21 protein-coding genes are annotated in these 23,402 nt (G+C 48.2%); 19 read left to right on the top strand and 2 right to left on the bottom strand.

Annotated features, from left to right (window positions below; genetic code table 11):
• The first annotated feature begins 61 nt into the window (after positions 1 to 61).
• The 5 genes from AADZ70_RS16445 to AADZ70_RS16465 all read left to right on the top strand — a co-directional run bounded on the left by AADZ70_RS16445 (position 62) and on the right by AADZ70_RS16465 (position 5,288).
• Positions 62 to 841 carry a glucose 1-dehydrogenase gene (locus AADZ70_RS16445; protein WP_188154723.1) on the top strand — a complete coding sequence of 260 codons (780 nt, stop codon included), beginning with the start codon at positions 62 to 64 and terminating at the stop codon, positions 839 to 841.
• Positions 842 to 923: 82 nt separating this feature from the next.
• Positions 924 to 2,606: an alpha-glucosidase gene (locus AADZ70_RS16450; RefSeq protein WP_342007335.1), complete on the top strand. Its 1,683-nt coding sequence runs from the start codon at positions 924 to 926 to the stop codon at positions 2,604 to 2,606.
• A 181-nt stretch (positions 2,607 to 2,787) separates the two neighbouring features.
• Positions 2,788 to 3,741 (top strand): metal ABC transporter substrate-binding protein, encoded by a 954-nt coding sequence (locus AADZ70_RS16455; RefSeq protein WP_064777970.1) that lies wholly within the window; start codon positions 2,788 to 2,790, stop codon positions 3,739 to 3,741.
• 54 nt (positions 3,742 to 3,795) lie between these two features.
• Positions 3,796 to 4,491: a metal ABC transporter ATP-binding protein gene (locus AADZ70_RS16460; RefSeq protein WP_045926293.1), complete on the top strand. Its 696-nt coding sequence runs from the start codon at positions 3,796 to 3,798 to the stop codon at positions 4,489 to 4,491.
• Positions 4,449 to 5,288 carry a metal ABC transporter permease gene (locus tag AADZ70_RS16465; protein WP_016936837.1) on the top strand — a complete coding sequence of 280 codons (840 nt, stop codon included), beginning with the start codon at positions 4,449 to 4,451 and terminating at the stop codon, positions 5,286 to 5,288. Before AADZ70_RS16460 ends, AADZ70_RS16465 begins: the two co-directional genes overlap by 43 nt.
• A 44-nt stretch (positions 5,289 to 5,332) precedes the next feature.
• On the opposite strand, the gene AADZ70_RS16470 is transcribed toward AADZ70_RS16465, so the two are convergent.
• Positions 5,333 to 6,328 carry an LLM class flavin-dependent oxidoreductase gene (locus AADZ70_RS16470; protein WP_045926292.1) on the bottom strand — a complete coding sequence of 332 codons (996 nt, stop codon included), beginning with the start codon at positions 6,326 to 6,328 and terminating at the stop codon, positions 5,333 to 5,335.
• Positions 6,329 to 6,603: 275 nt separating this feature from the next.
• Here AADZ70_RS16470 and AADZ70_RS16475 point away from each other — a divergent pair, with 275 nt between their 5' ends.
• The 10 genes from AADZ70_RS16475 (at position 6,604) to AADZ70_RS16520 (ending at position 16,689) form a co-directional block, all read left to right on the top strand.
• Positions 6,604 to 7,200, top strand: a complete 597-nt coding sequence (locus AADZ70_RS16475) for a TerD family protein (protein WP_003156649.1) — start codon at positions 6,604 to 6,606, stop codon at positions 7,198 to 7,200.
• A 23-nt stretch (positions 7,201 to 7,223) separates the two neighbouring features.
• Complete coding sequence (locus AADZ70_RS16480) at positions 7,224 to 7,805, top strand: TerD family protein (protein ID WP_016936834.1); 582 nt, start codon at positions 7,224 to 7,226, stop codon at positions 7,803 to 7,805.
• A 32-nt stretch (positions 7,806 to 7,837) separates the two neighbouring features.
• Positions 7,838 to 8,416 carry a TerD family protein gene (locus AADZ70_RS16485; protein WP_003156645.1) on the top strand — a complete coding sequence of 193 codons (579 nt, stop codon included), beginning with the start codon at positions 7,838 to 7,840 and terminating at the stop codon, positions 8,414 to 8,416.
• A 38-nt stretch (positions 8,417 to 8,454) separates the two neighbouring features.
• Positions 8,455 to 9,228 (top strand): TerC family protein, encoded by a 774-nt coding sequence (locus AADZ70_RS16490; RefSeq protein ID WP_003156644.1) that lies wholly within the window; start codon positions 8,455 to 8,457, stop codon positions 9,226 to 9,228.
• A 73-nt stretch (positions 9,229 to 9,301) separates the two neighbouring features.
• A complete protein-coding gene (locus AADZ70_RS16495) occupies positions 9,302 to 10,924 on the top strand; it encodes a YceG family protein (RefSeq protein ID WP_342007336.1) in 1,623 nt (540 codons plus the stop codon).
• 6 nt (positions 10,925 to 10,930) lie between these two features.
• A complete protein-coding gene (locus AADZ70_RS16500) occupies positions 10,931 to 12,019 on the top strand; it encodes a toxic anion resistance protein (protein ID WP_064777966.1) in 1,089 nt (362 codons plus the stop codon).
• A 114-nt stretch (positions 12,020 to 12,133) separates the two neighbouring features.
• Entirely contained in the window at positions 12,134 to 13,336 is a 1,203-nt protein-coding gene (locus AADZ70_RS16505) for an MFS transporter (protein WP_342007337.1), read from the top strand.
• A 366-nt stretch (positions 13,337 to 13,702) separates the two neighbouring features.
• On the top strand, positions 13,703 to 14,959 hold the full coding sequence (gene opuAA / locus AADZ70_RS16510) for a glycine/proline betaine ABC transporter ATP-binding protein OpuAA (protein WP_016936830.1): 1,257 nt from the start codon (positions 13,703 to 13,705) through the stop codon (positions 14,957 to 14,959).
• Positions 14,960 to 15,808 (top strand): glycine/proline betaine ABC transporter permease subunit OpuAB, encoded by an 849-nt coding sequence (gene opuAB / locus AADZ70_RS16515; RefSeq protein ID WP_003156639.1) that lies wholly within the window; start codon positions 14,960 to 14,962, stop codon positions 15,806 to 15,808.
• Positions 15,808 to 16,689: a glycine betaine ABC transporter substrate-binding protein gene (locus tag AADZ70_RS16520; RefSeq protein WP_045926289.1), complete on the top strand. Its 882-nt coding sequence runs from the start codon at positions 15,808 to 15,810 to the stop codon at positions 16,687 to 16,689. The genes opuAB and AADZ70_RS16520 overlap by 1 nt, the downstream gene beginning before the upstream one ends.
• A gap of 34 nt (positions 16,690 to 16,723) precedes the next feature.
• On the opposite strand, the gene AADZ70_RS16525 is transcribed toward AADZ70_RS16520, so the two are convergent.
• Positions 16,724 to 17,845: a M20 peptidase aminoacylase family protein gene (locus tag AADZ70_RS16525; protein ID WP_342007338.1), complete on the bottom strand. Its 1,122-nt coding sequence runs from the start codon at positions 17,843 to 17,845 to the stop codon at positions 16,724 to 16,726.
• Between the two features lie 133 nt (positions 17,846 to 17,978).
• On the opposite strand from AADZ70_RS16525, the gene AADZ70_RS16530 reads away from it, so the two are divergent.
• From AADZ70_RS16530 to AADZ70_RS16545, 4 genes are all read left to right on the top strand, one after another.
• Complete coding sequence (locus AADZ70_RS16530; protein ID WP_016936827.1) at positions 17,979 to 19,412, top strand: YfcC family protein; 1,434 nt, start codon at positions 17,979 to 17,981, stop codon at positions 19,410 to 19,412.
• 92 nt (positions 19,413 to 19,504) lie between these two features.
• On the top strand, positions 19,505 to 19,993 hold the full coding sequence (locus tag AADZ70_RS16535; RefSeq protein WP_016936826.1) for a DUF6773 family protein: 489 nt from the start codon (positions 19,505 to 19,507) through the stop codon (positions 19,991 to 19,993).
• Between the two features lie 215 nt (positions 19,994 to 20,208).
• Positions 20,209 to 22,188 carry a starch-binding protein gene (locus tag AADZ70_RS16540; RefSeq protein ID WP_342007339.1) on the top strand — a complete coding sequence of 660 codons (1,980 nt, stop codon included), beginning with the start codon at positions 20,209 to 20,211 and terminating at the stop codon, positions 22,186 to 22,188.
• 238 nt (positions 22,189 to 22,426) lie between these two features.
• Entirely contained in the window at positions 22,427 to 23,380 is a 954-nt protein-coding gene (locus AADZ70_RS16545; protein ID WP_049627853.1) for an L-lactate dehydrogenase, read from the top strand.
• Positions 23,381 to 23,402 lie beyond the last annotated feature (22 nt).

Genomic DNA, 23,402 nt, shown 5'->3' on the forward strand with positions numbered 1-23,402 from the left:
GTTTTCAGCCGATCAAAACCGGGTACATGCCCTGTATCAACATCAGGGAGGAAAAGAGACAATGTATCAGGATTTACAGGAAAAAACGGCGATTGTAACAGGTTCTTCGAAAGGAATCGGAAAAGCCATTGCCGAACGCTTCGGCAAGGAGCGGATGAATGTGGTTGTAAACTACCTCGGTGATGCTGCCGGAGCAGATGAAACAGCGGCCATGATTGAGAAAGCGGGAGGCAGAGCCGTCACCGTAAAAGCCGATGTATCCTCAGAGAATGAGATTCAGGCGCTGTTTGATGCCGCACAGGAGCATTTCGGCGGAGTGGACGTGATGGTCAACAATTCCGGCTTTAACGGTGCCGAAGCGATGCCCCATGAAATGAGCCTGGAGGATTGGCAAAAGGTCATCGACGTCAACGTGACCGGCACCTTTTTGGGGGCGAAAGCGGCCCTTAAACATATGCTCGATCGCGGGAAAAAAGGAACGGTCTTAAACATATCGAGCGTCCATCAGCAAATACCCCGCCCTGAAAACGTGCAGTACTCAGCATCCAAAGGCGGGATCAAAATGATGACGGAAACGATGGCGCTCAATTATGCATCCAAAGGCATCCGGGTCAATGCCATCGCTCCCGGCACGATCGCCACGGAGTCTAATAAGGACCTGGAAGATGAAACACATAAACAGGCCCAGCTGAAAAAAATTCCGATGAACGCCTTCGGAAAACCGGAAGAAGTCGCAGCCGCCGCCGCATGGATGGTGTCGGAGGAAGCAAGTTACGTGACCGGAACGACACTTTTCGTCGACGGAGGCATGACGCTTTATCCGTCTCAGCTGGAAAGATAAAAGAGGAGGGGAAACCTTCTCTTTTTTGTTTAGGTAAGGATCATAAAGGAAATGGTTCTCTAAAAAACAGGAGGACTCCAAGATGCCGAATGACTGGTGGAAAGACGCCGTTGTCTACCAAATCTACCCGCGGAGCTTTCAAGACACGAACGGTGACGGCATAGGCGACTTGCGGGGAATTATCGCGCGTCTCGATTATATAAAAGAGCTTGGCGCCGATGTGATATGGATCTGCCCGATTTACCCGTCGCCAAACGTTGACAACGGCTACGATGTGACAGATCACCAAGCGATTATGGAATCATACGGAACGATGGAGGATTTTCACGATCTATTGAGGGAATGCCGCAGCCGAGGATTAAAGCTTGTGATGGACTTCGTCTTAAATCATACATCCACAGAGCATCCTTGGTTCAAAGAGGCGGAAATGAATCCCGACAGCAAATACCGCGATTATTATATTTGGCGGCCGGGCACCGCGGACGGCCCGCCGACCGATTGGGTGTCGGCTTACGGACAATCCGTCTGGCAGTACGAAGAACATACGGGCGAATATTATCTGCATATGAACGCCGTCAAACAAGCCGATCTGAATTGGGAAAATCCCGAAATGCGGCAATCCGTGTACGAGATGATGAGATTCTGGCTCGATAAAGGCGTGGACGGCTTGCGTATAGACCAGCTCCATTTTCTGTCCAAAAAAGAATACTTGCCGCCGTATGAAGATTATATCGCTCGCCGGGCCGATCCGAAGCCTTTCCGGCCAAACGGAGCACGGATACATGATTATTTAAAAGAAATGACGAAAGAGGTATTTTCCAAATATGACGTAATGTCGGTCGGCGAGGCCGGATCAGTGACGCCTGAGGAGGGGCTCGATTATACGGGAACCGATGAGCATGAGCTGAATATGATTTTTCATTTTCAGCATATGGAGCTTGACCAGAAGCCGGGCCAAGAGCATTGGGATGTAAAGCCGCTTGAGCTGACCGATTTGAAGAAAGTGCTTACAGACTGGCAGAAAACACTTGAACATCAGGGCTGGAATACGCTGTATTGGTGCAATCATGACCAGCCCCGGATCGTATCCCGCTTCGGAGACGAAGGCAAATACCGAAAGGCATCAGCCAAAATGCTTGCCGCCCTGCTTTATTTCATGAAAGGCACGCCGTACATTTATCAGGGAGAAGAACTCGGCATGACAAACGCCCTGTTTGACAGAATTGAGGATTATCAGGATATTCAGACCGTCAATATGTATCACAAAAGGGTATTTGAAATGGGCCGTGACAGAGAAGAAGTCATGGCGTCCATTATGGCGAAAAGCCGTGACCATGCCCGTACACCGATGCAGTGGGACGGCAGCAAGAATGCCGGATTTACAAAGGGAGAACCGTGGCTGAAAGTCAATCCCAATTACAAAACCGTCAATGCAGCCGAGGCTCAGGATGATCCCGATTCTGTATTGAACTTTTACAAAAAACTGATCCGCCTGCGAAAACAGTATGCTGATGTCATAAAAGGCAGCTACACGCTGCTGCTTCCTGATGACCCGCAGCTGTTTGTGTATGAAAGACAGGCAAACGGACAAAAACTCATCTCCATCAGCAACGTATCGAAAGAAGAAGCCGTTTTTTATTGGCCGGATGGCTCCAAACCTGAAAGCGCCGAGCTTCTTCTCAGCAACTATGAAAATGGCGGCGGCGCGGAATCCCGCATCACATTCCGCCCTTATGAAACAAGAGTCTATCTGCTGGCCTGCTAAGAGTCAGACCCCCCCTGTCCTTACCTGACGGGGGCTTTATAGGTAAATCGGATATCAATTTAGAAAAAATACCTTGCAAAACGTAATTACTTCGTTTTATTATGGTAAAGGTAACAAATGAGCGAGAAAGTACGATTCGGAAATCGTCATCATTCTGATTTGCAGAACAGGGGGAAACGGCTTGTTTAAAAAATGGAGCGGAATCATCGTCATTGCGGCATGCTTTTTAATCGCGGCGGGCTGCGGCAATTCATCTTCAAAAGGTTCGTCAGGTTCTTCGAAAAACGGCAAACTGCACGTCGTGACGACCTTTTATCCTATGTACGAATTCACAAAACAAATTGTAAAAGACAAAGGCGATGTAGACATTCTCATCCCGTCTTCGGTCGAACCCCATGATTGGGAGCCGACGCCGAAGGATATCGCCGGCATTCAAAACGCCGATCTTTTCGTATACAACAGCGAATATATGGAGACATGGGTTCCGTCAGCGGAAAAAAGCATGAGCTCTGATCATGCGAAGTTTGTAAAGGCGTCAAAAGGGATTGACCTGCTCAAAGGCTCGGATGAAGAGGAAGAAGAGCATGAACACGGCGGTCATGACCACAGCATGGACCCTCACGTCTGGCTGAGCCCGGTTCTTGCGCAAAAAGAGGTCAAAACCATTACGGAGCAGATCGTAAAACAGGACCCGAAGAATAAGGCATACTATGAGAAAAATAGTAAAGAATATATTGCAAAACTGAAGGATCTTGATAAACTATACCGTACAACATTAAATAAAGCGGCGAAAAAAGAATTGATCACACAGCATGCGGCGTTCAGCTATCTCGCTAAAGAGTACGGCTTGAAACAGGTCGCGATTGCGGGCCTTTCTCCTGAAGAAGAGCCGAGTGCGGCCAAACTGGCAGATCTCAAAACGTTTGCCAAACAGCATGATGTGAAGATCATCTACTTTGAAGAAGTCGCATCGCCTAAAGTTGCAGATACACTTGCCGGTGAAATCGGCGCGAAAACGGAAGTGCTCAATACACTGGAAGGTTTAAGCCAAAAAGAACGGGATAAAGGCATCGGATATATCGACATTATGGAGAAAAACCTCGATGCACTGAAAGATTCGCTATTGGTTAAATAACATAGTGTGCGCCGCAGGGTGCACACTATTTCTATGCGGGAAAGGAAGGTCAGCATGAATCTCGTTACATTAAAAGATATCGTTTTTGGTTATTCGCATACACCGGTGCTTGACGGCGTGTCGCTGGAAATCAAAAGCGGCGAATTCGTCGGCATTACAGGGCCGAACGGCGCGTCAAAATCGACGCTCATGAAAGTCATGCTCGGCATGCTCAGACCTTGGGAAGGAACGGCCGAGATCAGTAAAAAAAACGCAGCCGGAAACCGCCTGACAATCGGCTATGTTCCGCAGCAGATTTCTTCATTTAACGCGGGGTTCCCGAGCACGGTTCTTGAGCTTGTGCAATCCGGCCGTTATACGAAGGGAAAATGGTTTAAACGATTGAACGAAACGGATCATCACGAAGTAGAAAACGCGCTGAAGATGGTGGAGATGTGGGATTTCCGCAATCGGAAAATCGGCGACTTATCCGGCGGACAGAAGCAGAAAATCTGCATTGCGAGAATGCTTGCGAGCAATCCGGATCTGCTGATGCTTGATGAGCCGACAACAGCGGTTGACTATGAAAGCAGACAGGGCTTCTACGAATTTATGCACCATCAGGTGAAAAATCACAACCGCACCGTCGTCATGGTGACACACGAACAAAACGAAGTACAGCAGTATTTGGATAAAGTCATACGGCTTGAGAGGGGGGAAAAAGGCGGATGGAAATGTTTGACTTGGAATTCATGCGACGAGCTTTTCTAGCGGGAAGCATGATCGGAATTATGGCGCCGATATTAGGCGTATATCTCGTGCTGAGAAGACAGGCGCTGATGGCGGATACGCTGTCTCATATTTCATTGTCGGGCGTCGCCATCGGTTTTTTTCTCAGTACCAATATTACGGCGGCGAGCATCGTTGTCGTCACGATCGGGGCCATCGGCATCGAATATATGCGGCGGGCATACCGTACATATTCTGAGGTATCCATCGCAATCTTAATGGCGGCCGGGCTGTCGTTTGCGATGTTTCTGATCAGCCTGTCAAAAGGCGGCGCGTCGATGAGCATCGATCAATATTTATTTGGATCGCTTGTGACGGTCAGCCAGCAGCAAGTCTATATTATCGGCGGAATTACCCTGCTGATCCTGCTTTATTTCATTATTTTAAACAGACCGCTCTATCTGCTTACCTTTGACGAAGCGACGGCGAAGACATCCGGCATTAACACCAATCTTCTGTCAATGTCTTTCAGCATCGTGACGGGGCTTGCGATTTCGGTCATTATTCCGATTATCGGCGTGCTGCTTGTTTCCGCGCTCCTCGTATTGCCCGCGGCTTTTGCGATCCGTATCGCCAAAGGATTTAAATGGGTGTTTACGGCAGCCATTGCCATATCTCTGTTCAGTGTGTTCACGGGGCTGACGTCTTCATACCAGCTCGGAACGCCTCCGGGGCCGTCAATCACTTTACTGTTAATCATTCTGCTTCTGCTCGGCTTTACGCTGCAGGGGATTTGGAATGCGTTTAAAAAAGGAAAAGAACGAAAAAACCGCCGTTAAGCGGTGCAGCAGGCTCATCTGCTGCTCCGTTTGGCGGCTTTTTTTTACAGAAATAAATCAGCGAGACGTTCATATGACTCTTTTTTTGCTTCGAAATCAAAGACGTTGCACAGCACCATCATCTCTTTTGTCTGATAACGTTCGGAAAGTTCAAGCAGACGGCGTTTGACTGCGGCGGGAGAGCCGATCACCATCCGCTTCCTGTTTTCTTCAATCTGCTTACGGTCCTCCGGCGAATACGGGTAAGCCTTTGCTTCTTCCACACTCGGCACGCGGCTGTCGGCACCTTTCCCGACACGAAGCAGCCATAAATCCTGGCTTAACGCGAGTTCTTCCGCTTTCTCATCCGTAGCCGCGCATATGACGAAAATGGCACAGAGCGAGGCGGGAGCGGAGAAATGGGCGGAGGCCCGGAAATGGTCCCGATAGATCTGAAAAGCTTTTTCCCCGCGTTCCGGATTAATGAAATGGCCGAAGACATAGCCCGCACCCTGAAGAGCGGCGCGCCTGGCGCTGTTTTCCCCGAGGCCGAGCACCCAAAGCTGCGGGGCTGTTTCAATCAAAGGCGCTGTTTTTATTCCGGCATAAGCATGGTCCGAGGGAACGGAATCTGTCAAAAAGGATGACAAATCCTGAAGCTGCCTGTTGAACTCGGTCATGCTTTTCTTTACCCCGTCTGTGAGGGCGAGCCGGATTTTCGTCGTGCCGCCCGGTGAGCGTCCGACCCCAAGATCAATCCGGTTCGGATGGAGCGCCTCAAGCTGGCGGAATGTTTCCGCGACTTTATAGGGGCTGTACTGCGGCAGCAGAACGCCGCCTGAGCCGACCCGGATAGTCGTTGTGGCTGCGGCGGTATGAGCGATCATAATTTCCGGCGAAACGCTTGCGAGCCCTCTTGTGCCGTGATGCTCGGCAAACCAGTACCGCTTATAGCCCCATCCTTCGCTGAGGCGGGCGAGCTCCGCGGAATGGCGGAGCGTCTCGTGCGGCCCTTTTCCTTTGGATACTGGCGCCTGATCAAGTATGCTTAAATCAATCACTCGTCTGCCCCTTTCCTGACATGTTTTGATACAAGGATAGGAAAAATGTTCAGTCCCCGTCAATTTCTTTGTTTTTTCTATTCTCTCCGGAACGAAGGAGAATATAGGAAGTGATTTTTCGCCGATTTTCGTCAAAAATTCTTATGTTTTATGAAACTTTGATATAATAAAAGACGTATATCTTAATAAATACCGGGATTCATGTCCCGACATTTTGTGAAAATGCGCACTTGCGGCGTGCTTAGCGGCACCCTTACAGAATAGGAGTGAATCATATGGCGATCTCTTTACAAAAAGGCCAGCGGATTGATTTAACAAAAGGAAAAGCCGGCCTGTCAAAACTGCTGGTCGGACTCGGCTGGGACCCTGTATCATCCGGAGGCTTTTTCGGAAAACTGTTCGGCGGAGGCGGTGCTAATATCGACTGTGACGCTTCCGTACTGATGCTTGAAAATGATAAAATGACAGACAGTAAAAACGTCATCTATTTCGGCAATCTGAAAAGCCGATGCGGCGGTGTCGTACACACGGGTGACAACCTGACGGGAGAAGGCGACGGCGATGATGAACAAATTCTCATCGATTTGGCGAAAGTGCCCGCTCAGATTAATAAACTTGTGTTTGTCGTCAATATTTACGACTGCGTCAGACGAAAACAGGACTTCGGCATGATTCAAAACGCGTTCATCCGCGTCGTTGATCAGGCTAACCGAGAAGAACTGGTGACTTACAATTTAAGAGATAACTATTCAGGCAGAACGAGCCTGATCGCGGCTGAAATCTACCGCGAGGACGGCGAGTGGAAATTCGCTGCGGTAGGTGAAGGCACAAACGATACGAAAATCGGCGATATCGTTAACCGATACGCCTAAACGAAAAAAAGGAGAGTGCACACATGGCAATTTCATTGGCAAAAGGACAAAAAGTAGATTTGACTAAAACAAATCCGGGGCTTACTAAAGTCGTTGTCGGCCTTGGCTGGGATACAAACAAATACGACGGCGGACATGATTTTGATTTAGATTCCAGCGTCTTTCTATTAAATGAAGCAGGAAGATGCGCGTCGCCCGATGATTTCATTTTCTACAATCAGCTTGAAGGCGGAAACGGCTCTGTCGCACATTCAGGCGACAACCTGACAGGCCAGGGCGAGGGGGATGACGAAAGCGTAAGAGTCAACCTGAGCGCAGTGCCTGCCGCTATTGATAAAATTTCATTTGTCATCACGATTCATGAAGCGGAAGCGCGCGGCCAAAACTTCGGACAAGTTTCCAACGCGTTTGTACGCATTGTCAATGAAGAAACAAATGAAGAGCTGATCCGCTATGATCTGGCTGAAGATTTCTCAATTGAAACAGCCATTATCGCAGGGGAGCTTTACAGACATAACGGCGAATGGAAATTTTCCGCGATCGGATCAGGCTATCAAGGCGGACTGGCCCGTATTGCGACAGATTACGGTCTGCAAATCGGCTGAACCATATCAAACACAGAAGGGAGAGACGGCACATGGCTATTCAATTGGCGAAAGGACAGCGTGTTGATCTGACAAAAACGAACCCCGGCCTTACAAAAGCGGTGATCGGCTTAGGCTGGGATACGAACAAGTACTCCGGAGGGCATGACTTTGACCTTGACGCGTCGGCTTTTCTGGTCGATGCCCATGACAACTGTGTAAATGATCTTGATTTTGTTTTCTACAATAACCTGGAACACCCGAGCGGCGGCGTCATCCATACGGGAGACAACCGGACGGGCGAGGGCGAGGGAGACGATGAACAAATTATCGTCGACTTCTCAAAAATACCCGCAAATATTGAAAAGATCGGTATTACCGTCACGATTCATGATGCGGAAGCGCGCGGCCAAAATTTCGGACAAGTTTCCAACGCGTTCGTGCGCGTCGTCGATGAAAACAGCCAGAATGAACTGCTTCGTTTCGATTTAGGGGAAGACTTCTCGATTGAAACGGCGGTTGTCGTTTGTGAGCTTTACCGCCATGGGGCTGAGTGGAAATTTAACGCCATCGGCAGCGGGTTTTCCGGCGGTCTGGCATCACTTTGCCGGAATTACGGCTTGCAGGTGTAAGCAGGAAATTACCGTTTTACTAAATAGGAGGAAAAAACTTGGATTTTCTACATCATATTATGTCGACCTACGCTTCCTTTTTTGATTGGAAAATGTGGGGTGAGGTGCTGACTGACCCTGTATCATGGGGGCTGATCGGTTCTCTGGTTCTGCTGGAAGGGCTGCTGTCGGCCGACAATGCGTTAGTGCTTGCGGTTATGGTAAGGCATCTGCCGGAAAAACAGCGGAAGAAAGCATTAACGTACGGATTGTTCGGAGCATATATTTTCCGTTTTATCTTTATCGGAATCGGAATGCTGCTCATTAAGTTCTGGTGGATCAAAGTGCTTGGCGCGCTGTACCTGGCTTGGCTCGTCATTAAGCATTTCTGGATCGGAGAAGGTGATGACGATACGGAAGGCATGAAGAAAAATTCATGGATGGTCCGTACGTTCGGGATTTTCTGGGCCACTGTCGTTTCAGTGGAACTGATGGACCTTGCTTTCTCTGTGGACAGCATTTTGGCCGCGTTTGCGGTATCGGAAAAAGTGTGGGTGCTTTTGATCGGCGGTATGCTCGGTATTCTCATGATGCGTACAGTCGCAAAAGTATTCCTTGTTTTAATTGATAAAATCCCTGAGCTTGAAAACACAGCTTTCGTGCTGATCGGGATTATCGCCGTGAAAATGGCGGCGAGCGCTTTTGATTATGAAATGCCGCACGTGGTGTTCTTCGGAATCATCATCGCTGCGTTTGTGGTGACGTTTATCATCCACTATTTCAACAAACAAAAGCAGGTTCAGGAGCAGACGGCTGCATCTAAAGAAGAATAAAACCAAAAAAGGAGGGAGAGTTGATTTCCTTCCTTTTTTGTACCGATTATCATGAAGAGAAAGGAGGAAGATCATGAGGCAGGAAGAATTGGTGATCCGAAAAGCCGAGCCGGAAAACGATGACTGGGAAACGTTTCTGATGCAGCCGCTTCCGGAACGCCCCGGTTACGAGCGGGAAAACGGGCTGGCGTTTACCCGTCTAGCCGTCCGGATTCTAGGCACTCCTTATGATGAGACGGAGTACTACAATAAGCTTTTCGAGCTGTCTTCTCATGAAAACATTCATGTGTTGAGCGAGACACTGGATAAGACCATCGCGCCGGAAACGTTTCAGGCGCTGCAGCACATTCATTCGGTCAATCAAAAGGAAAAAGGCCTTTCTGTTTCCAGATTTGTCGCGTTTCTTGATGGGGGCAGGCTGCTTGCCAAACATGCTGATCCGCTTATGCACCGCCGGCTGAGAACCGCGTTTATGAGGCTTTTGGAAACCTTTGCAGGCCGGCATGAAAACGGGCTGAATCATCCCGATTTCAGGCGGGTGCTCTTAGATGTGTCAAAGTTTTCGCTGAACCACCTGAATCCATGGCTCGAACAAGCCGATATAGAGCGTGAGATGCCGAAGGTGGTGTGGTATGGAGACGCGACCAAAAGCCAGCTCTATTTTCTCTATTATCTTATGCTGATCGGCTGTGATGTCCTATTGTTTCATCCGGCTGCGGAAGATCCGTTCAGCTTGATTGATCCGGATGAGGAGCTCAGTCTTGTGATAAAGCTCCCCGCAACAGGCGGCCTTCAGCCTTTTCCGAAAGAAAAGCCGGACAGAACGTCCACGACGGCCTATCGGTCAACGAAAGAAATTGAGCATGTGCTGAACCATGAGGAATCCATGATGTATAAGCCCTGGCAGTTTCGGGAGCACACCCCGCAGTCCGTAACCTTAAAAACGACGTATGATGAGTTATTTCTCATTGCGAAGGAGCGGGCGTTTATCCGGCCGCAATTTAAAGCGGACAGGGAGCGGGTGGCCGTTCCGAACCTTTTTGCGAAGGTGATGGGGGTTTCCAAAGATACGAAGGAATATTGGAACAGACTCCATACCGCCGCGGACTACCAGGAGACACATATGATCCGCAGTTTTCCGTTTACGGAAGAGCTGAAAGCCAACTACCAGTATCACTACAGTCAGGTTTTGAACGAAGAAGGAACGATTGACGCGGACAGGCTGAAAAGGAGCAACATCTGGCAGTACAAGCATCTGCCTTCAGGTGTGCAGAGCGCGATCGCCAATGTGATTTCTGACATGTGCAGAAACCCCGGACTGAAGGCTTTGCCCGGGGAGCAGGCAAGGGATGCCGCTATCTATTTGTTCCGCCAGGCGACGAACCTGCCCGCCTCGCTGCTGCAATTGATTCAGACGTTTGATTACGCCCAAACCGTTCCGAAACTCGTTTTATATCATACCGAACAAAATGGCGAACTCACACGTTCTGATGCTGCCGCTCTTTTGTTTTTAAATAAATTCGGCGTTGATATCATCTTGTATAATCCGCCGGGGCATCAAGACATTGAGCATTATATAGAAGAAAGCCAATTCGATGTCCATTGGCTGGAGGACATGGTGTTTCGGCAGGAATATAAAGAGCCGTCACTCGTAAGAAAGCTGTTTAGAACCATTACGCAAAAGCAGGGAGAGTAAATAAACATGACAGAAAATCAAAATCCGCTTGTTCTTGATAAAAATGAAGAGATTTCTGAACAAAAAGCAGATGACATCAGAGTGCAGCTGCGCCAAGACCCTGAGGTGCAGCGCATTGCGCAGCAGATTGACGTGAAAAACCAAATGGAACTGCTGGAGTACGGAAAAGAACCGGCAGTTGAGATCTCGAAGTTTTCCGACCGCATCTTAAATATGATGAAAACAACAAGTGTCACAGATTCAGGCACAATGCTGACGCAACTCGGGAAAATCATGGACCGTTTCGACAAAAATGATTTCGATGAACCAAAAGGATTCCTCGCTAAAATGTTCAAACGCGGCAACAGCATGATTGAAAAGATTTTTCAGAAGTACCGCACCCTGGGCGGAGAAATTGAAAAAATCCATGTTGAAATTTCGAAATACAAAGATGAAATGGCAAAGACGAACCATACACTTGAAGAGATGTACGAAAACAACATTAACTACTACATGGAGCTTGAAAAATATGTCGTTGCCGGGCAGATGAAGCTTGAGGAAATGCAGGCGCTTATTCCTTCTTATGAAGAAAAAGCGGCCGGCGGGAACCAGCTTGCGCAAATGCAGCTCGATACGCTGCGCGACGGGCTTCAAGCGCTTGAGGAACGTGTGTATGATTTAGATATGGCGCGGATGGTGGCGCTGCAAACGGCACCGCAGATCCGCCTCCTTCAGCGCGGGAACACGAAGCTCATCGGGAAAATCAATTCCGCATTCGTCATTACGATTCCGATTTTCAAAAACGGCATCATTCAGGCTGTCACCGTCAAACGCCAAAAGCTTGTGGCTGATTCAATGAGCGAACTGGACCGACGCACGAATGAAATGCTGAAGCGCAACGCTGAAAATATTTCAAACCAAAGCGTGGAGATCGCCCGTATGGCAGGCCGTCCGAGCATTGACATTGAAACGATCGAAACGTCTTGGAATACGATTGTCAGCGGTATGCAGGAAACAAAACAGATCGAGGAAGAGAACAGACGTATCAGAGAAGACGGAGCGAAACGGATTCAACAGCTCCAGGATAATATTAAAAACGCAGTCTTAAAGAACTAACTCACACCCCGCTTGCTTACGGCAAGCGGGATTTTTTTGTGAAAAAGATAATGACAATGTGTAAAGACAGATGTAAACTTATACGGTAATCATTTTCGATTTGAGGTGCTGCTTATGAACAAACAACCTGCCGTTACTCCGCGCAAACTTCTGGCCATCGCCGGAATGGGCTGGCTGTTTGATGCAATGGATGTCGGAATTTTATCGTTTATTATCGCCGCGCTTCACGCTGATTGGAATTTAACGCCTGATCAAATGAAATGGATCGGAAGCGTCAATTCCATCGGTATGGCAGCGGGCGCCTTTGTATTCGGAATGCTGGCTGACAGGATCAGCCGGAAAAAAGTGTTTATGATCACGCTGTTGCTCTTTTCTGTCGGAAGCGGCATATCCGCTTTCGCAACGGGATTGACGGTTTTTCTCATATTGCGTTTTCTGGTCGGAATGGGGCTTGGCGGGGAGCTGCCTGTCGCCTCGACGCTCGTGTCAGAAGCGTCCGCCCCTGAAAAGCGGGGGAGGATCATCGTGCTGCTTGAGAGCTTTTGGGCGGCGGGCTGGCTTCTTGCGGCGGTTATTTCTTACTTTGTCATACCGGCATTCGGGTGGCAGACCGCGCTGCTCTTAACGGCGCTGGCGGCGTTTTATGCGCTGTATTTGCGGAGAAGCCTTCCGGAATCACCCGCGCATCAGGCTTTATCGCAGAAAAAAAGTATACGCGGCCAGGCGGGAAGTGTCTGGGTGAAACCGTATATCCGGCCGACGGTGCTGCTGTCTGTCGTTTGGTTCTGCGTCGTCTTTTCCTATTACGGCATGTTTTTGTGGCTGCCGAGCGTGATGCTGATGAAAGGCTTCAGCATGATTGAGAGCTTTGAATACGTGCTGCTGATGACACTTGCTCAGCTTCCGGGCTATTTTTCCGCTGCATGGCTGATCGAAAAAGCGGGGCGGAAGACCATCTTAGTCATCTATTTGCTCGGAACGGCGGGCAGCGCTTATTTCTTCGGTGCCGCAGATTCATTGGGTATGTTATTGGCGGCCGGCATGCTGCTGTCCTTCTTCAATCTCGGCGCGTGGGGCGTGCTTTACGCCTATACACCGGAGCAGTATCCTGCGGCGATCCGTGCGACCGGCTCCGGGACAACGGCGGCCGTCGGCAGAATCGGCGGTATTTTCGGCCCGCTTCTCGTCGGATCTCTTGCAGCCCGGAACGTTTCGTTTACAGCTATTTTTGCCGTCTTTTGTGCGGCCATTCTGATTGCCGTCATCACCATTCTTATTCTCGGTAAAGAAACGAAACAGACTGAGCTTGCGCAATGAGCACCCTTTTGGGGTGCTTTTTTTTTGGAGACCTATATTTTTCCTTAATATTCCTTATTTTTAGGATGAGGAAACTCCTTTAACTAGGACAATGTCGCAAAGAAATTCTTGTAATTGTAAAAAAGGATAGGAAATCAGTTTGCATCAGATTCGATGGAAACGTTCTCAAGCCTGATAAAAGCCCGGTTTCCTTTGTAATTTATCCTCATTAAGGAGGATTAGAGAGTATTTAGAAGCATACCAGAGGAAAATCAGACACATGGATGTTTTTAAAGTAATGATACAAAATAACAGGGATTATGATGTTTGTTTGACTTATTACAAACGTGTTACGGTATTAAGGATTGCTTATTATGGAGGGAAAATATGAGTGTAGATGAGAAACCAATTAAGATAAAAGTCGAAAATGTATCTAAGGTTTTCGGAAAACAGACAAAAAAAGCCATTCAGATGCTGTCCAGCGGAAAAAACAAAAAAGAGATCCTGAAAGCGACCGGATCAACCGTTGGTGTCAATCAAGCAAACTTTGATGTTTATGATGGGGAGATATTTGTCATCATGGGTCTATCGGGGAGCGGTAAATCAACTTTAGTTCGGCTGTTAAACCGGCTTATTGAACCGACTGCCGGGAATATCTATATTGATGGTGACATGATAACAAATATGTCAAAAGACCAGCTCCGGGAAGTGCGCCGGAAAAAAATCAGCATGGTCTTTCAAAAATTTGCGCTGTTTCCGCACAGAACGATTCTTGAAAATACGGAATACGGTTTGGAGCTTCAAGGCGTTGACAAAAAAGAGCGTGAGCAAAAAGCGCTTGATTCGCTTAAGCTTGTCGGTCTTGAAGGCTTTGAACACCAATTCCCCGATCAGCTCAGCGGAGGAATGCAGCAGCGTGTCGGCCTTGCCCGCGCATTAACGAATGATCCTGACATTCTTCTGATGGATGAAGCTTTCAGTGCGCTTGATCCGCTGATCCGTAAAGATATGCAGGATGAGCTTTTAGACCTTCATGACTCTGTCGGCAAAACGATCATCTTCATCACGCATGACCTTGATGAAGCATTGCGCATCGGCGACAGAATCGTGCTGATGAAAGACGGAAATATCGTTCAGATCGGGACACCTGAAGAAATTCTGATGAGCCCGTCCAATGAATACGTTGAAAAATTCGTTGAAGATGTAGATTTATCAAAAGTTCTGACAGCGGGCCATATCATGAAGCGCGCTGAAACTGTGCGGATTGACAAAGGGCCTCGTGTAGCGCTGCAGCTGATGAAGAACTTGGGTATTTCTTCTATTTACGCCGTTGATAAACAGAAACAGCTTCTCGGCGTCATTCATGCGGCGGATGCGAAAAAAGCGGTGGAATCCGACTTATCGCTTCAGGATATTTTAAATACTGAATTTACGACTGTGCACGAAAGCACCTACTTGACGGAAATTTTCGATGTCGTGTCTGATGCGAATATTCCGATCGCCGTCACGGACGATAAGGACCGCATGAAAGGCATTGTCGTAAAAGGTGCATTAATCGGCGCGCTTTCAGGTAATAACGATTATATAAATGTTGAAGATTCTGCTGAACAAGCTCAGGATTCTTCTGTTCAGGGGGTGAAGTAAATGGACAGATTGCCTAGAATTCCGTTAGCAGATATCGTTGACCGGTTTGTTGACTGGCTTACCATGACGTTCGGAGGTTTCTTTGACGGAATTTCAAACGGTTTGGCCGCTTTCGTAAACGCGATTGTGAGCGGATTGGGTTTCATCCCGTCTATTTTATTGACTGTTATTTTTGCAGCTCTCGCTTGGTGGATCAGTACGAGAGGAATTGCACTCTTTACGTTAATCGGATTCCTTGTTATTGATTATTTGGGTTATTGGTCGCCGATGCTGCAAACGCTGGCGCTTGTCGTTACATCTGTTTTGATTTCCATTATTATCGGGGTTCCGATCGGCATATGGGCGTCTCAGAAAGAAACGGTCCGCCGCATTGTCACACCGATTCTGGATTTAATGCAGACCATGCCGGCTTTCGTATACCTGCTGCCTGCCATTTTCTTCTTTAATATCGGGGTTGTGCCAGGCGTTGTGGCATCTGTTATTTTCGCGATGCCTCCGACGATCCGCATGACGGTTCTCGGTATTAAACAAGTTCCGGCTGATCTGATTGAAGCGACGGAAGCATTCGGTTCAACGACGTCTCAGCGTCTGTTCAAGGTTCAGCTTCCGCTTGCCACCAAAACCATTCTTGCCGGTATTAACCAAAGCATCATGCTTGCTTTGTCAATGGTCGTTATCGCGGCCATGGTCGGAGCGCCGGGTCTCGGTTCTGAAGTATACAGCGCCGTGACACAATTGAAAACCGGCGTCGGAGTGGAAGCGGGTATCGCGATCGTCATCGTAGCGATTACACTCGACCGTATCACGCAAAACATTAAAGTGAAGAAAAAGAGCAGGGGGAATGCCTGATGCTTAAGAAAATCATCGGTGTCGGCGTTACCGCTGCGCTGGCTCTTTCTTTGGCTGCCTGCGGTTCGCAGACTGATGGTCAGGCAACGGCTGCGGATCAGGTGAACAAAACCATTATCGGCATTGATCCGGGCTCGGGAATCATGGCCCTGACGGATGAGGCCGTTAACGATTACGGATTGAAAGACTGGAATGTCGTCACAGCATCAAGCGCCGCCATGACGGCGACATTGAAAAAGTCATATGACCGGAAAAAGCCGATCATTGTAACGGGCTGGACGCCGCACTGGATGTTCTCCAGATATAAGCTGAAGTTCCTTGATGATCCGAAAAAAACGTACGGAACTGCCGAGCAGATTCATACGATTACAAGAACCGGATTCAGTAAGGAACAGCCTAACGCGGCCAAGGTTCTCAGCCAGTTCAACTGGACGCAGGACGATATGGGAGAAGTCATGATTGCCGTTGAAGAAGGCGAAAAGCCGGCCAAAGCCGCTGCTGAATATGTGAAAAAACATAAAGATCAAGTAGCTCAATGGACAAAAGGCGCTCATAAAGTAAAAGGTGATAAAATCAACCTGGCTTATGTGGCGTGGGACAGTGAAATCGCAAGTACGAACGTGGTCGGAAAAGTATTTCAAGACCTCGGCTATGACGTGAAGCTGACGCAAGTGGAGGCAGGCCCGATGTGGACTGCGATTGCGACAGGCAGCGCGGATGCGTCACTGTCTGCTTGGCTTCCGAACACTCATAAAGCATATGCGTCTAAATATAAAGGCAAATATGAAGATGTGGGAACGAGTCTGACAGGCGTCAAGATGGGTCTGGTCGTTCCTCAGTATATGAAAAACGTCAATTCAATTGAAGATTTGAAGAAATAACGAAGAAAAGCAGCCCTGTAACGGGCTGCTTTTTTTATGCTTCAAACGATGCGAGGACGGCGGCTGTTAATATCTCAACACCTGTAAAGATGGCGCTTCGATCAAATGTCATATGAGGATGGTGAAGCCCCGGCTGAAGCCCGCACCCAAGGCCGAGCATCGTCGTTTTCAAGTTCGGCACCTTCAGTCCGTAGAAATGAAAATCCTCTCCTCCGGTTGTCACGAGAGGCTCATCCACATGTTCTTCTCCGAGAATGCTGCTTATCGCAAACGCCATGATGGCTTCCGCTTCTTTGTTTCGCTCGGCTGCCGGGAGGCTGTGTTCTTTTTGCAGTTCGATTTTTGCGCCGAATGCGGCAGCCGCCGCCTCGCAGGCTCTTTCGGTTTCGGCGGTTAATTTCTCCATGGCGGCATTGGTTTGCGCGCGGAGATCAAGGCTGAAGGAGGCTTTTCCCGGGATGACATTGGAACTCTCTCCGCCTGCCTGAAGCTTTGTCATCTTCACCGAATGCGGAATGCCGGGATCGAGATGAATGAAGCTGAGTTTCTGCACGAGAAGGGCGGCGATTTCAATACTGTTAAGCCCGAGATGCGGTCTCGCGCCGTGGGCTTCTTCTCCGATAATCAGGCCTTCAATATGCTGGCTTGAGCCATGCAGAATGGAGGGGGCGCATCGGCCGTTTGCCGTTTCCTGTACGGGGCGTACGTGCACACCGTATAAGTAGTCAACATCATCAAGCACGCCTTTTTCAATCATTTTCAGCGCCCCGCCGCCTTTTTCTTCTGCCGGCTGAAAAATAAAGCGGATGGTTCCCTTCGGAAGCGTCGGCTGACTCTTTAAAAGCATCATCGTGCCGAGCGCCATCGTCATATGTGAATCATGTCCGCATGAATGGTTCGCCTGAAAAACACCGTCCACTTCCTGCCACAGCGCGTCAATATCCGCCCGGACAGCCACAACGGGGGAGCCCTCTCCGATTTCGCCGACAACTCCGGTACAATCATCAAACGTACGGGTCCGGCAGCCGGCTGCTTTCAGTTTTTCAGCCAGATATTCAGTCGTTTGATATTCTTTCCAGCTTACTTCGGGATGGGCGTGCAGGTGGTTAAAAATATCCATAATGACTTGTTTGTCATGCTCTGTGAGTCTGTTCATGCCGTAAGTCCTCCTTCAAAAGCTGTCTGTTTTTTATTTTTGATATTGAAAACAGGCAATCGGTCTGTATATAATATAGCACATATCTGTATTTTCTGAATAGTTTATAAATTTGAAGCGGGATGGTGATGTTATGGCTGTGCCGAAGACCGAACCTGTATTGAAAAAGAAAAAAATGTTTGTCATGCCCGATGCTTATGTGCTGCTGTTCATTGTCGCTTTACTTTGCGCGATAGCGTCGTACATCGTTCCCGCTGGAGAATTCGACAGGGTGACAAAGGGCAGTGTGACGTCTGCCGTCCCTGGAAGTTATCATTCTCTGGATCAGTCCCCTGTCAGCCCGATCGCCTTTTTTACCGCGATTCAGGAAGGGATGACAAGTTCCGCACCGATTATCTTTCTGATCCTGTTTACGGGCGGCACCATTGCGATTTTAGAGAAAACGGGCGCCATCAATGGATTGATTAATAACGTGATCAGTACATTCCGCACAAAACAGCTGCTGTTTATTGCGATTGTCGGATCTCTATTTTCGATTCTCGGCACAACCGGCATCGTCGTCAATTCCGTGATCGGTTTTATTCCGATCGGCCTGATCGTCGCCCGTTCGCTGAAATGGGATGCCGTGGCCGGAGCAGCCGTCATTTATATCGGCTGTTATGCGGGGTTTAACGCGACGATTCTATCACCTTCACCGCTCGGGTTATCACAAAGCATCGCGGAGCTGCCGATGTTTTCCGGCATCGGCCTGAGGATTGCCGTCTACATTTGTTTTCTGCTATCATCTATTTTATATATTTATCGGTATACGAGAAGACTCAGAAAAGCAAAGGACGCCAGTCTGCTGGGGAACGATTGGTTTCCGGCGGCAGGCTCAATCCGGCAGGTTTCTGATCAGGAGGACAAGCATGTCCCGTTTACTGTCCGCCATAAGCTGATTCTGGCTGTTGCGGCTTTGTCGCTTGCCGGCTTTTTGTACGGTGCGCTAACCCTTGGCTGGTCTGATTCAGAAATGGCCGCCGTGTTCATTTTCATCTCGATCGTCTCCGGACTGATTGCAGGGATGGCGGCAAATGATATCGCAAAAACGTTTATCACAGGCTGCCAGGGTCTCGTTTACGGCGCGCTGATCGTCGGAATGGCGAGAAGCATTTCCGTTATCCTGGAACACGGAAAGCTGCTTGATACGGTAGTCAATGGACTTGCGTCACTGCTCCACGGTTTCAGCCCGATGGCAGGCGCAATCGGAATGTATATTTCCAGTGCTCTGCTTCATTTTCTGATTTCATCAGGATCGGGGGAGGCGGTTGTATTTATACCGATTTTGGCTCCGCTTGCCGATCTGATGGGCATCACGAGACAGGTGGCGGTTGAAGCGGTCATGCTCGGAGAAGGCGTTGTAAACTGTGTCAATCCGACATCGGGCGTATTGATGGCCGTACTGGCCGCAAGCGGTATTCCGTACGTAAAGTGGCTGCGCTTTATGGTTCCGCTGGCGCTGATCTGGTTTGTGATCGGCCTGGTGTTTATCTGCATAGGCGTTTTGATCAAATGGGGTCCCTATTAAACGTTTTTGTCAATGATATTTCGGTTTATCATTATGAATCGGCAAGATATAATGGGAGTTGTAAGCCATTCTTAAAAGTACGGGAGGAAGTCATGAATCAGCATCGGAACCGACTTTCAAACGTGAATGGAAAGAGTGAGAGTGTGAAAGAGAAAGAACGAATGATTTGGTCAGAAGTCGGAATGCTTGTGGGCACATTGTCTTTGCTTGATATCATCGTACGCGGGCTTGTCCTGAACTGTCCGTTTAGGGAATGGGCCGGAAGCTTGGCGGTTTTCTTCATTATAATTGTTTATTATTGTATCAGAGCAGGAGCGGCGGGAATGCTCATGCCGAGAATAGACACCAAGGAAGAACTGCGAAAACGAGTGAAGCAGCAGCGGATCGATTCAATTGCGGTTGCTTTTGCGGCAGCTGCGCTTACGATGTACGACAGGGGGCTGCCCCATACATTCTTTGCTTGGCTGAAAATGATCTTTCTTTTTATCGTCTGCGGAGGCGTTCTGTTTTTGCTTCGGTATGTCATTGTGAAGCTGTCTTACAGAAGAGCGATAAAAGAAGTGAAAAAGAAATCATCTTGATAGGTGGTTTCTTTTTTTGTTGATCTGATAGGAATATAGATTTGATTTCACTCTGACACGTTGCTTTGATAGAGAGTGTGTGATAAGTTGAAATGAAAGCGTTAACAAAATTCTCCAGTCTTCACAACATTCGAAAGGAGGAAGCTGAAGAAAGGGTAAGAGGAATTTTTGACTCCGCAGTCAGTCTTCAAAAAATCAAATAAGGAGTGTCAAAAATGTTTGAAAAACGATTCAAAACCTCTTTACTGCCGTTATTCGCCGGATTTTTATTGCTGTTTCATTTGGTTTTGTCAGGGCCTGCGGCTGCAAACGCTGAAACCGCTGACAAATCAAATGAGGTGACCGCATCTTCAGTCAAAAGCGGAACCATCCTTCATGCCTGGAATTGGTCATTCAATACGTTAACACAAAATATGAAAGATATTCGTGATGCAGGCTATGCAGCCATTCAGACGTCTCCGATTAACCAAGTAAAGGAAGGGAACCAAGGAGATAAGAGCATGAGGAATTGGTACTGGCTGTATCAGCCGACATCGTACCAAATCGGCAACCGTTACTTAGGAACTGAACAAGAATTTAAGGACATGTGCGCAGCCGCAGAAAAATATGGCGTAAAAGTCATTGTCGATGCGGTCATCAATCATACGACCAGTGATTATGGCGCGATTTCTGACGAGATTAAGCGTATTCCAAACTGGACCCATGGAAACACACAAATTAAAAATTGGTCGGACAGATGGGATGTCACTCAAAATTCACTATTGGGGCTGTATGATTGGAATACTCAAAATACTGAGGTGCAAACCTATCTGAAACGCTTCTTGGAAAGAGCATTGAATGACGGAGCGGACGGATTCCGTTATGATGCCGCCAAGCATATAGAGCTTCCGGATGACGGGAATTACGGCAGCCGATTTTGGCCGAATATCACAAATACAGCGGCGGAATTCCAATACGGAGAAATCCTGCAAGACAGCGCGTCCAGAGATACTGCTTATGCGAATTATATGAATGTGACCGCTTCAAATTATGGGCATTCCATCAGGTCCGCCTTGAAGAACCGCAATCTGAGTGTGTCGAATATTTCCCATTATGCATCTGATGTGTCTGCGGACAAGTTGGTCACATGGGTGGAATCACATGATACGTATGCCAATGATGAGGAAGAGTCTACATGGATGAGCGATGACGATATCCGTTTAGGCTGGGCAGTGATCGGTTCCCGCTCAGGAAGTACACCTCTTTTCTTTTCCAGACCTGAGGGCGGAGGAAATGGTGTAAGATTTCCCGGAAAAAGTCAAATAGGCGATCGCGGGAGTGCCTTATTTAAAGATCAGGCGATCACTGCGGTCAATCAATTTCACAACGAAATGGCCGGGCAGCCTGAGGAACTCTCAAATCCGAATGGCAACAATCAAATCTTTATGAATCAGCGCGGCTCAAAAGGCGTTGTGCTGGCAAATGCAGGATCGTCTGCCGTTGCCGTCAATACGTCAACGAAATTACCTGACGGCAGGTATGATAATAGAGCCGGCACCGGTTCATTTCAAGTGACGAACGGTAAACTGACAGGCACGATCAATGCCAGATCCGTTGCTGTTCTTTATCCTGACGATATCGGAAATGCGCCTCATGTCTTCCTTGAGAATTATCAAACGGGGACAGTCCATTCTTTCAACGATCAGCTGACGGTCACCCTGCGTGCAAATGCGAAAACAACAAAAGCCGTTTATCAGATCAATAATGGGCAGCAGACGGTGTTTAAGGACGGGGACCGATTGACGATCGGAAAAGGAGATCCAATCGGCACGGCATACGACATCAAGTTAACCGGAACGAACAGCGAGGGTGCAGCAAGAACCCAAGAATACACGTTTGTCAAAAAAGACCCGTCTCAAGCCAACATCATTGGCTATCAGAATCCGGACCATTGGGGCCAGGTAAATGCTTATATCTATAAACATGATGGAGGCAGGGCCATAGAATTAACCGGATCGTGGCCGGGGAAAGCCATGACTAAGAATGCAGATGGAATTTACACGCTGACGCTGCCTGAGAATGCGGATACGGCCGACGCCAAAGTGATTTTTAACAATGGCAGCGCCCAAGTGCCCGGACAGAACCAGCCCGGCTTTGATTATGTGCAGAATGGTTTGTATAACAATTCTGGTTTGAATGGCTATCTTCGGCATTAATGAATAGAGAAATCAGGATTTCTCAGAATGCCTGACTAAGCGCCGCCTTCAATGATTTAATCAAGCTGAAAAGATGACAGAATCCTAAAACCCAACCGTTTTAGGATTCTGTCAAAAATCTGGGGGGTTTTCAAGACAAAACTTTTCTCTTGCAAAAGTTTGTGAAATAGTGCACAATATAAATGTGAAATACTTCACAATAAAACAGACACCACGAAACACTGGAGGATAAGCATACATGATGAACGAACGAGTGAACAAAGTAGCATTAATCGGAGCAGGTTTTGTTGGAAGCAGTTATGCATTTGCGTTAATTAACCAAGGGATCACAGATGAGCTTGTGATCATTGATCTAAATAAAGAAAAAGCCATGGGAGATGTCATGGATTTAAATCACGGAAAGGCATTTGCGCCTCATCCGGTGAAAACGTCTTACGGAACGTATGAAGATTGCAAGGATGCCGATATCGTGTGCATCTGTGCCGGAGCCAACCAAAAGCCGGGCGAAACGAGACTTGAGCTGGTCGAAAAAAATCTCGCCATTTTCAAAGGCATTGTCGGTGAAGTCATGGCAAGCGGATTTGACGGCATCTTCCTCGTTGCCACAAACCCGGTCGACATTCTCACTTATGCGACATGGAAATTCAGCGGTCTGCCGAAAGAACGCGTCATCGGCAGCGGCACGACACTGGATTCTGCGAGATTCCGTTATATGCTGAGTGAATATTTCGGAGCCGCTCCGCAAAACGTACACGCCCACATTATCGGCGAGCACGGCGATACCGAGCTTCCTGTATGGAGTCACGCCAATATCGGCGGAGTGCCGGTGCAGCAATTGCTGGAGAAAAATGCAGCTTACAAACAGGACGAGCTGGATCAGATCGTGGACGATGTGAAAAACGCCGCCTATCATATTATTGAGAAAAAAGGCGCGACATATTACGGAGTGGCGATGAGCCTCGCCCGCATCACAAAAGCGATTTTGCGTAATGAAAACAGTATTTTAACCGTCAGCACATATCTGGACGGGCAATACGGTGTAAACGACGTCTTTATCGGCATTCCGGCCGTCGTCAATCGGAACGGCATCGCCGGTGTGACGGAACTTGAACTGAACGAAACAGAACAGCGTCAATTCAGCCATAGCGCAAACGTGCTGAAAGACATTCTCGCTCCGCATTTCGCGGAGTAAACAAAAAAGCAGTACATGGCAA

The sequence above is a fragment of the Bacillus sp. YBsi01 genome (assembly GCF_038406745.1).
Taxonomy (GTDB): Bacteria; Bacillota; Bacilli; order Bacillales; family Bacillaceae; genus Bacillus; species Bacillus siamensis.

What these genes read in the sequence shown, in the direction of transcription:
- opuAA (WP_016936830.1), top strand. Translation starts at nt 13,703, where the DNA reads ATGAGTGTAGATGAGAAACCAATTAAGATAAAAGTCGAAAATGTATCT.
- AADZ70_RS16540 (WP_342007339.1), top strand. Translation starts at nt 20,209, where the DNA reads ATGTTTGAAAAACGATTCAAAACCTCTTTACTGCCGTTATTCGCCGGA.
- AADZ70_RS16465 (WP_016936837.1), top strand. Translation starts at nt 4,449, where the DNA reads ATGGAAATGTTTGACTTGGAATTCATGCGACGAGCTTTTCTAGCGGGA.
- AADZ70_RS16480 (WP_016936834.1), top strand. Translation starts at nt 7,224, where the DNA reads ATGGCAATTTCATTGGCAAAAGGACAAAAAGTAGATTTGACTAAAACA.
- AADZ70_RS16545 (WP_049627853.1), top strand. Translation starts at nt 22,427, where the DNA reads ATGATGAACGAACGAGTGAACAAAGTAGCATTAATCGGAGCAGGTTTT.
- AADZ70_RS16475 (WP_003156649.1), top strand. Translation starts at nt 6,604, where the DNA reads ATGGCGATCTCTTTACAAAAAGGCCAGCGGATTGATTTAACAAAAGGA.
- AADZ70_RS16525 (WP_342007338.1), bottom strand. Translation starts at nt 17,845, where the DNA reads ATGAACAGACTCACAGAGCATGACAAACAAGTCATTATGGATATTTTT.
- AADZ70_RS16495 (WP_342007336.1), top strand. Translation starts at nt 9,302, where the DNA reads ATGAGGCAGGAAGAATTGGTGATCCGAAAAGCCGAGCCGGAAAACGAT.
- opuAB (WP_003156639.1), top strand. Translation starts at nt 14,960, where the DNA reads ATGGACAGATTGCCTAGAATTCCGTTAGCAGATATCGTTGACCGGTTT.
- AADZ70_RS16500 (WP_064777966.1), top strand. Translation starts at nt 10,931, where the DNA reads ATGACAGAAAATCAAAATCCGCTTGTTCTTGATAAAAATGAAGAGATT.
- AADZ70_RS16505 (WP_342007337.1), top strand. Translation starts at nt 12,134, where the DNA reads ATGAACAAACAACCTGCCGTTACTCCGCGCAAACTTCTGGCCATCGCC.
- AADZ70_RS16460 (WP_045926293.1), top strand. Translation starts at nt 3,796, where the DNA reads ATGAATCTCGTTACATTAAAAGATATCGTTTTTGGTTATTCGCATACA.
- AADZ70_RS16530 (WP_016936827.1), top strand. Translation starts at nt 17,979, where the DNA reads ATGGCTGTGCCGAAGACCGAACCTGTATTGAAAAAGAAAAAAATGTTT.
- AADZ70_RS16485 (WP_003156645.1), top strand. Translation starts at nt 7,838, where the DNA reads ATGGCTATTCAATTGGCGAAAGGACAGCGTGTTGATCTGACAAAAACG.
- AADZ70_RS16445 (WP_188154723.1), top strand. Translation starts at nt 62, where the DNA reads ATGTATCAGGATTTACAGGAAAAAACGGCGATTGTAACAGGTTCTTCG.
- AADZ70_RS16450 (WP_342007335.1), top strand. Translation starts at nt 924, where the DNA reads ATGCCGAATGACTGGTGGAAAGACGCCGTTGTCTACCAAATCTACCCG.
- AADZ70_RS16535 (WP_016936826.1), top strand. Translation starts at nt 19,505, where the DNA reads ATGAATCAGCATCGGAACCGACTTTCAAACGTGAATGGAAAGAGTGAG.
- AADZ70_RS16520 (WP_045926289.1), top strand. Translation starts at nt 15,808, where the DNA reads ATGCTTAAGAAAATCATCGGTGTCGGCGTTACCGCTGCGCTGGCTCTT.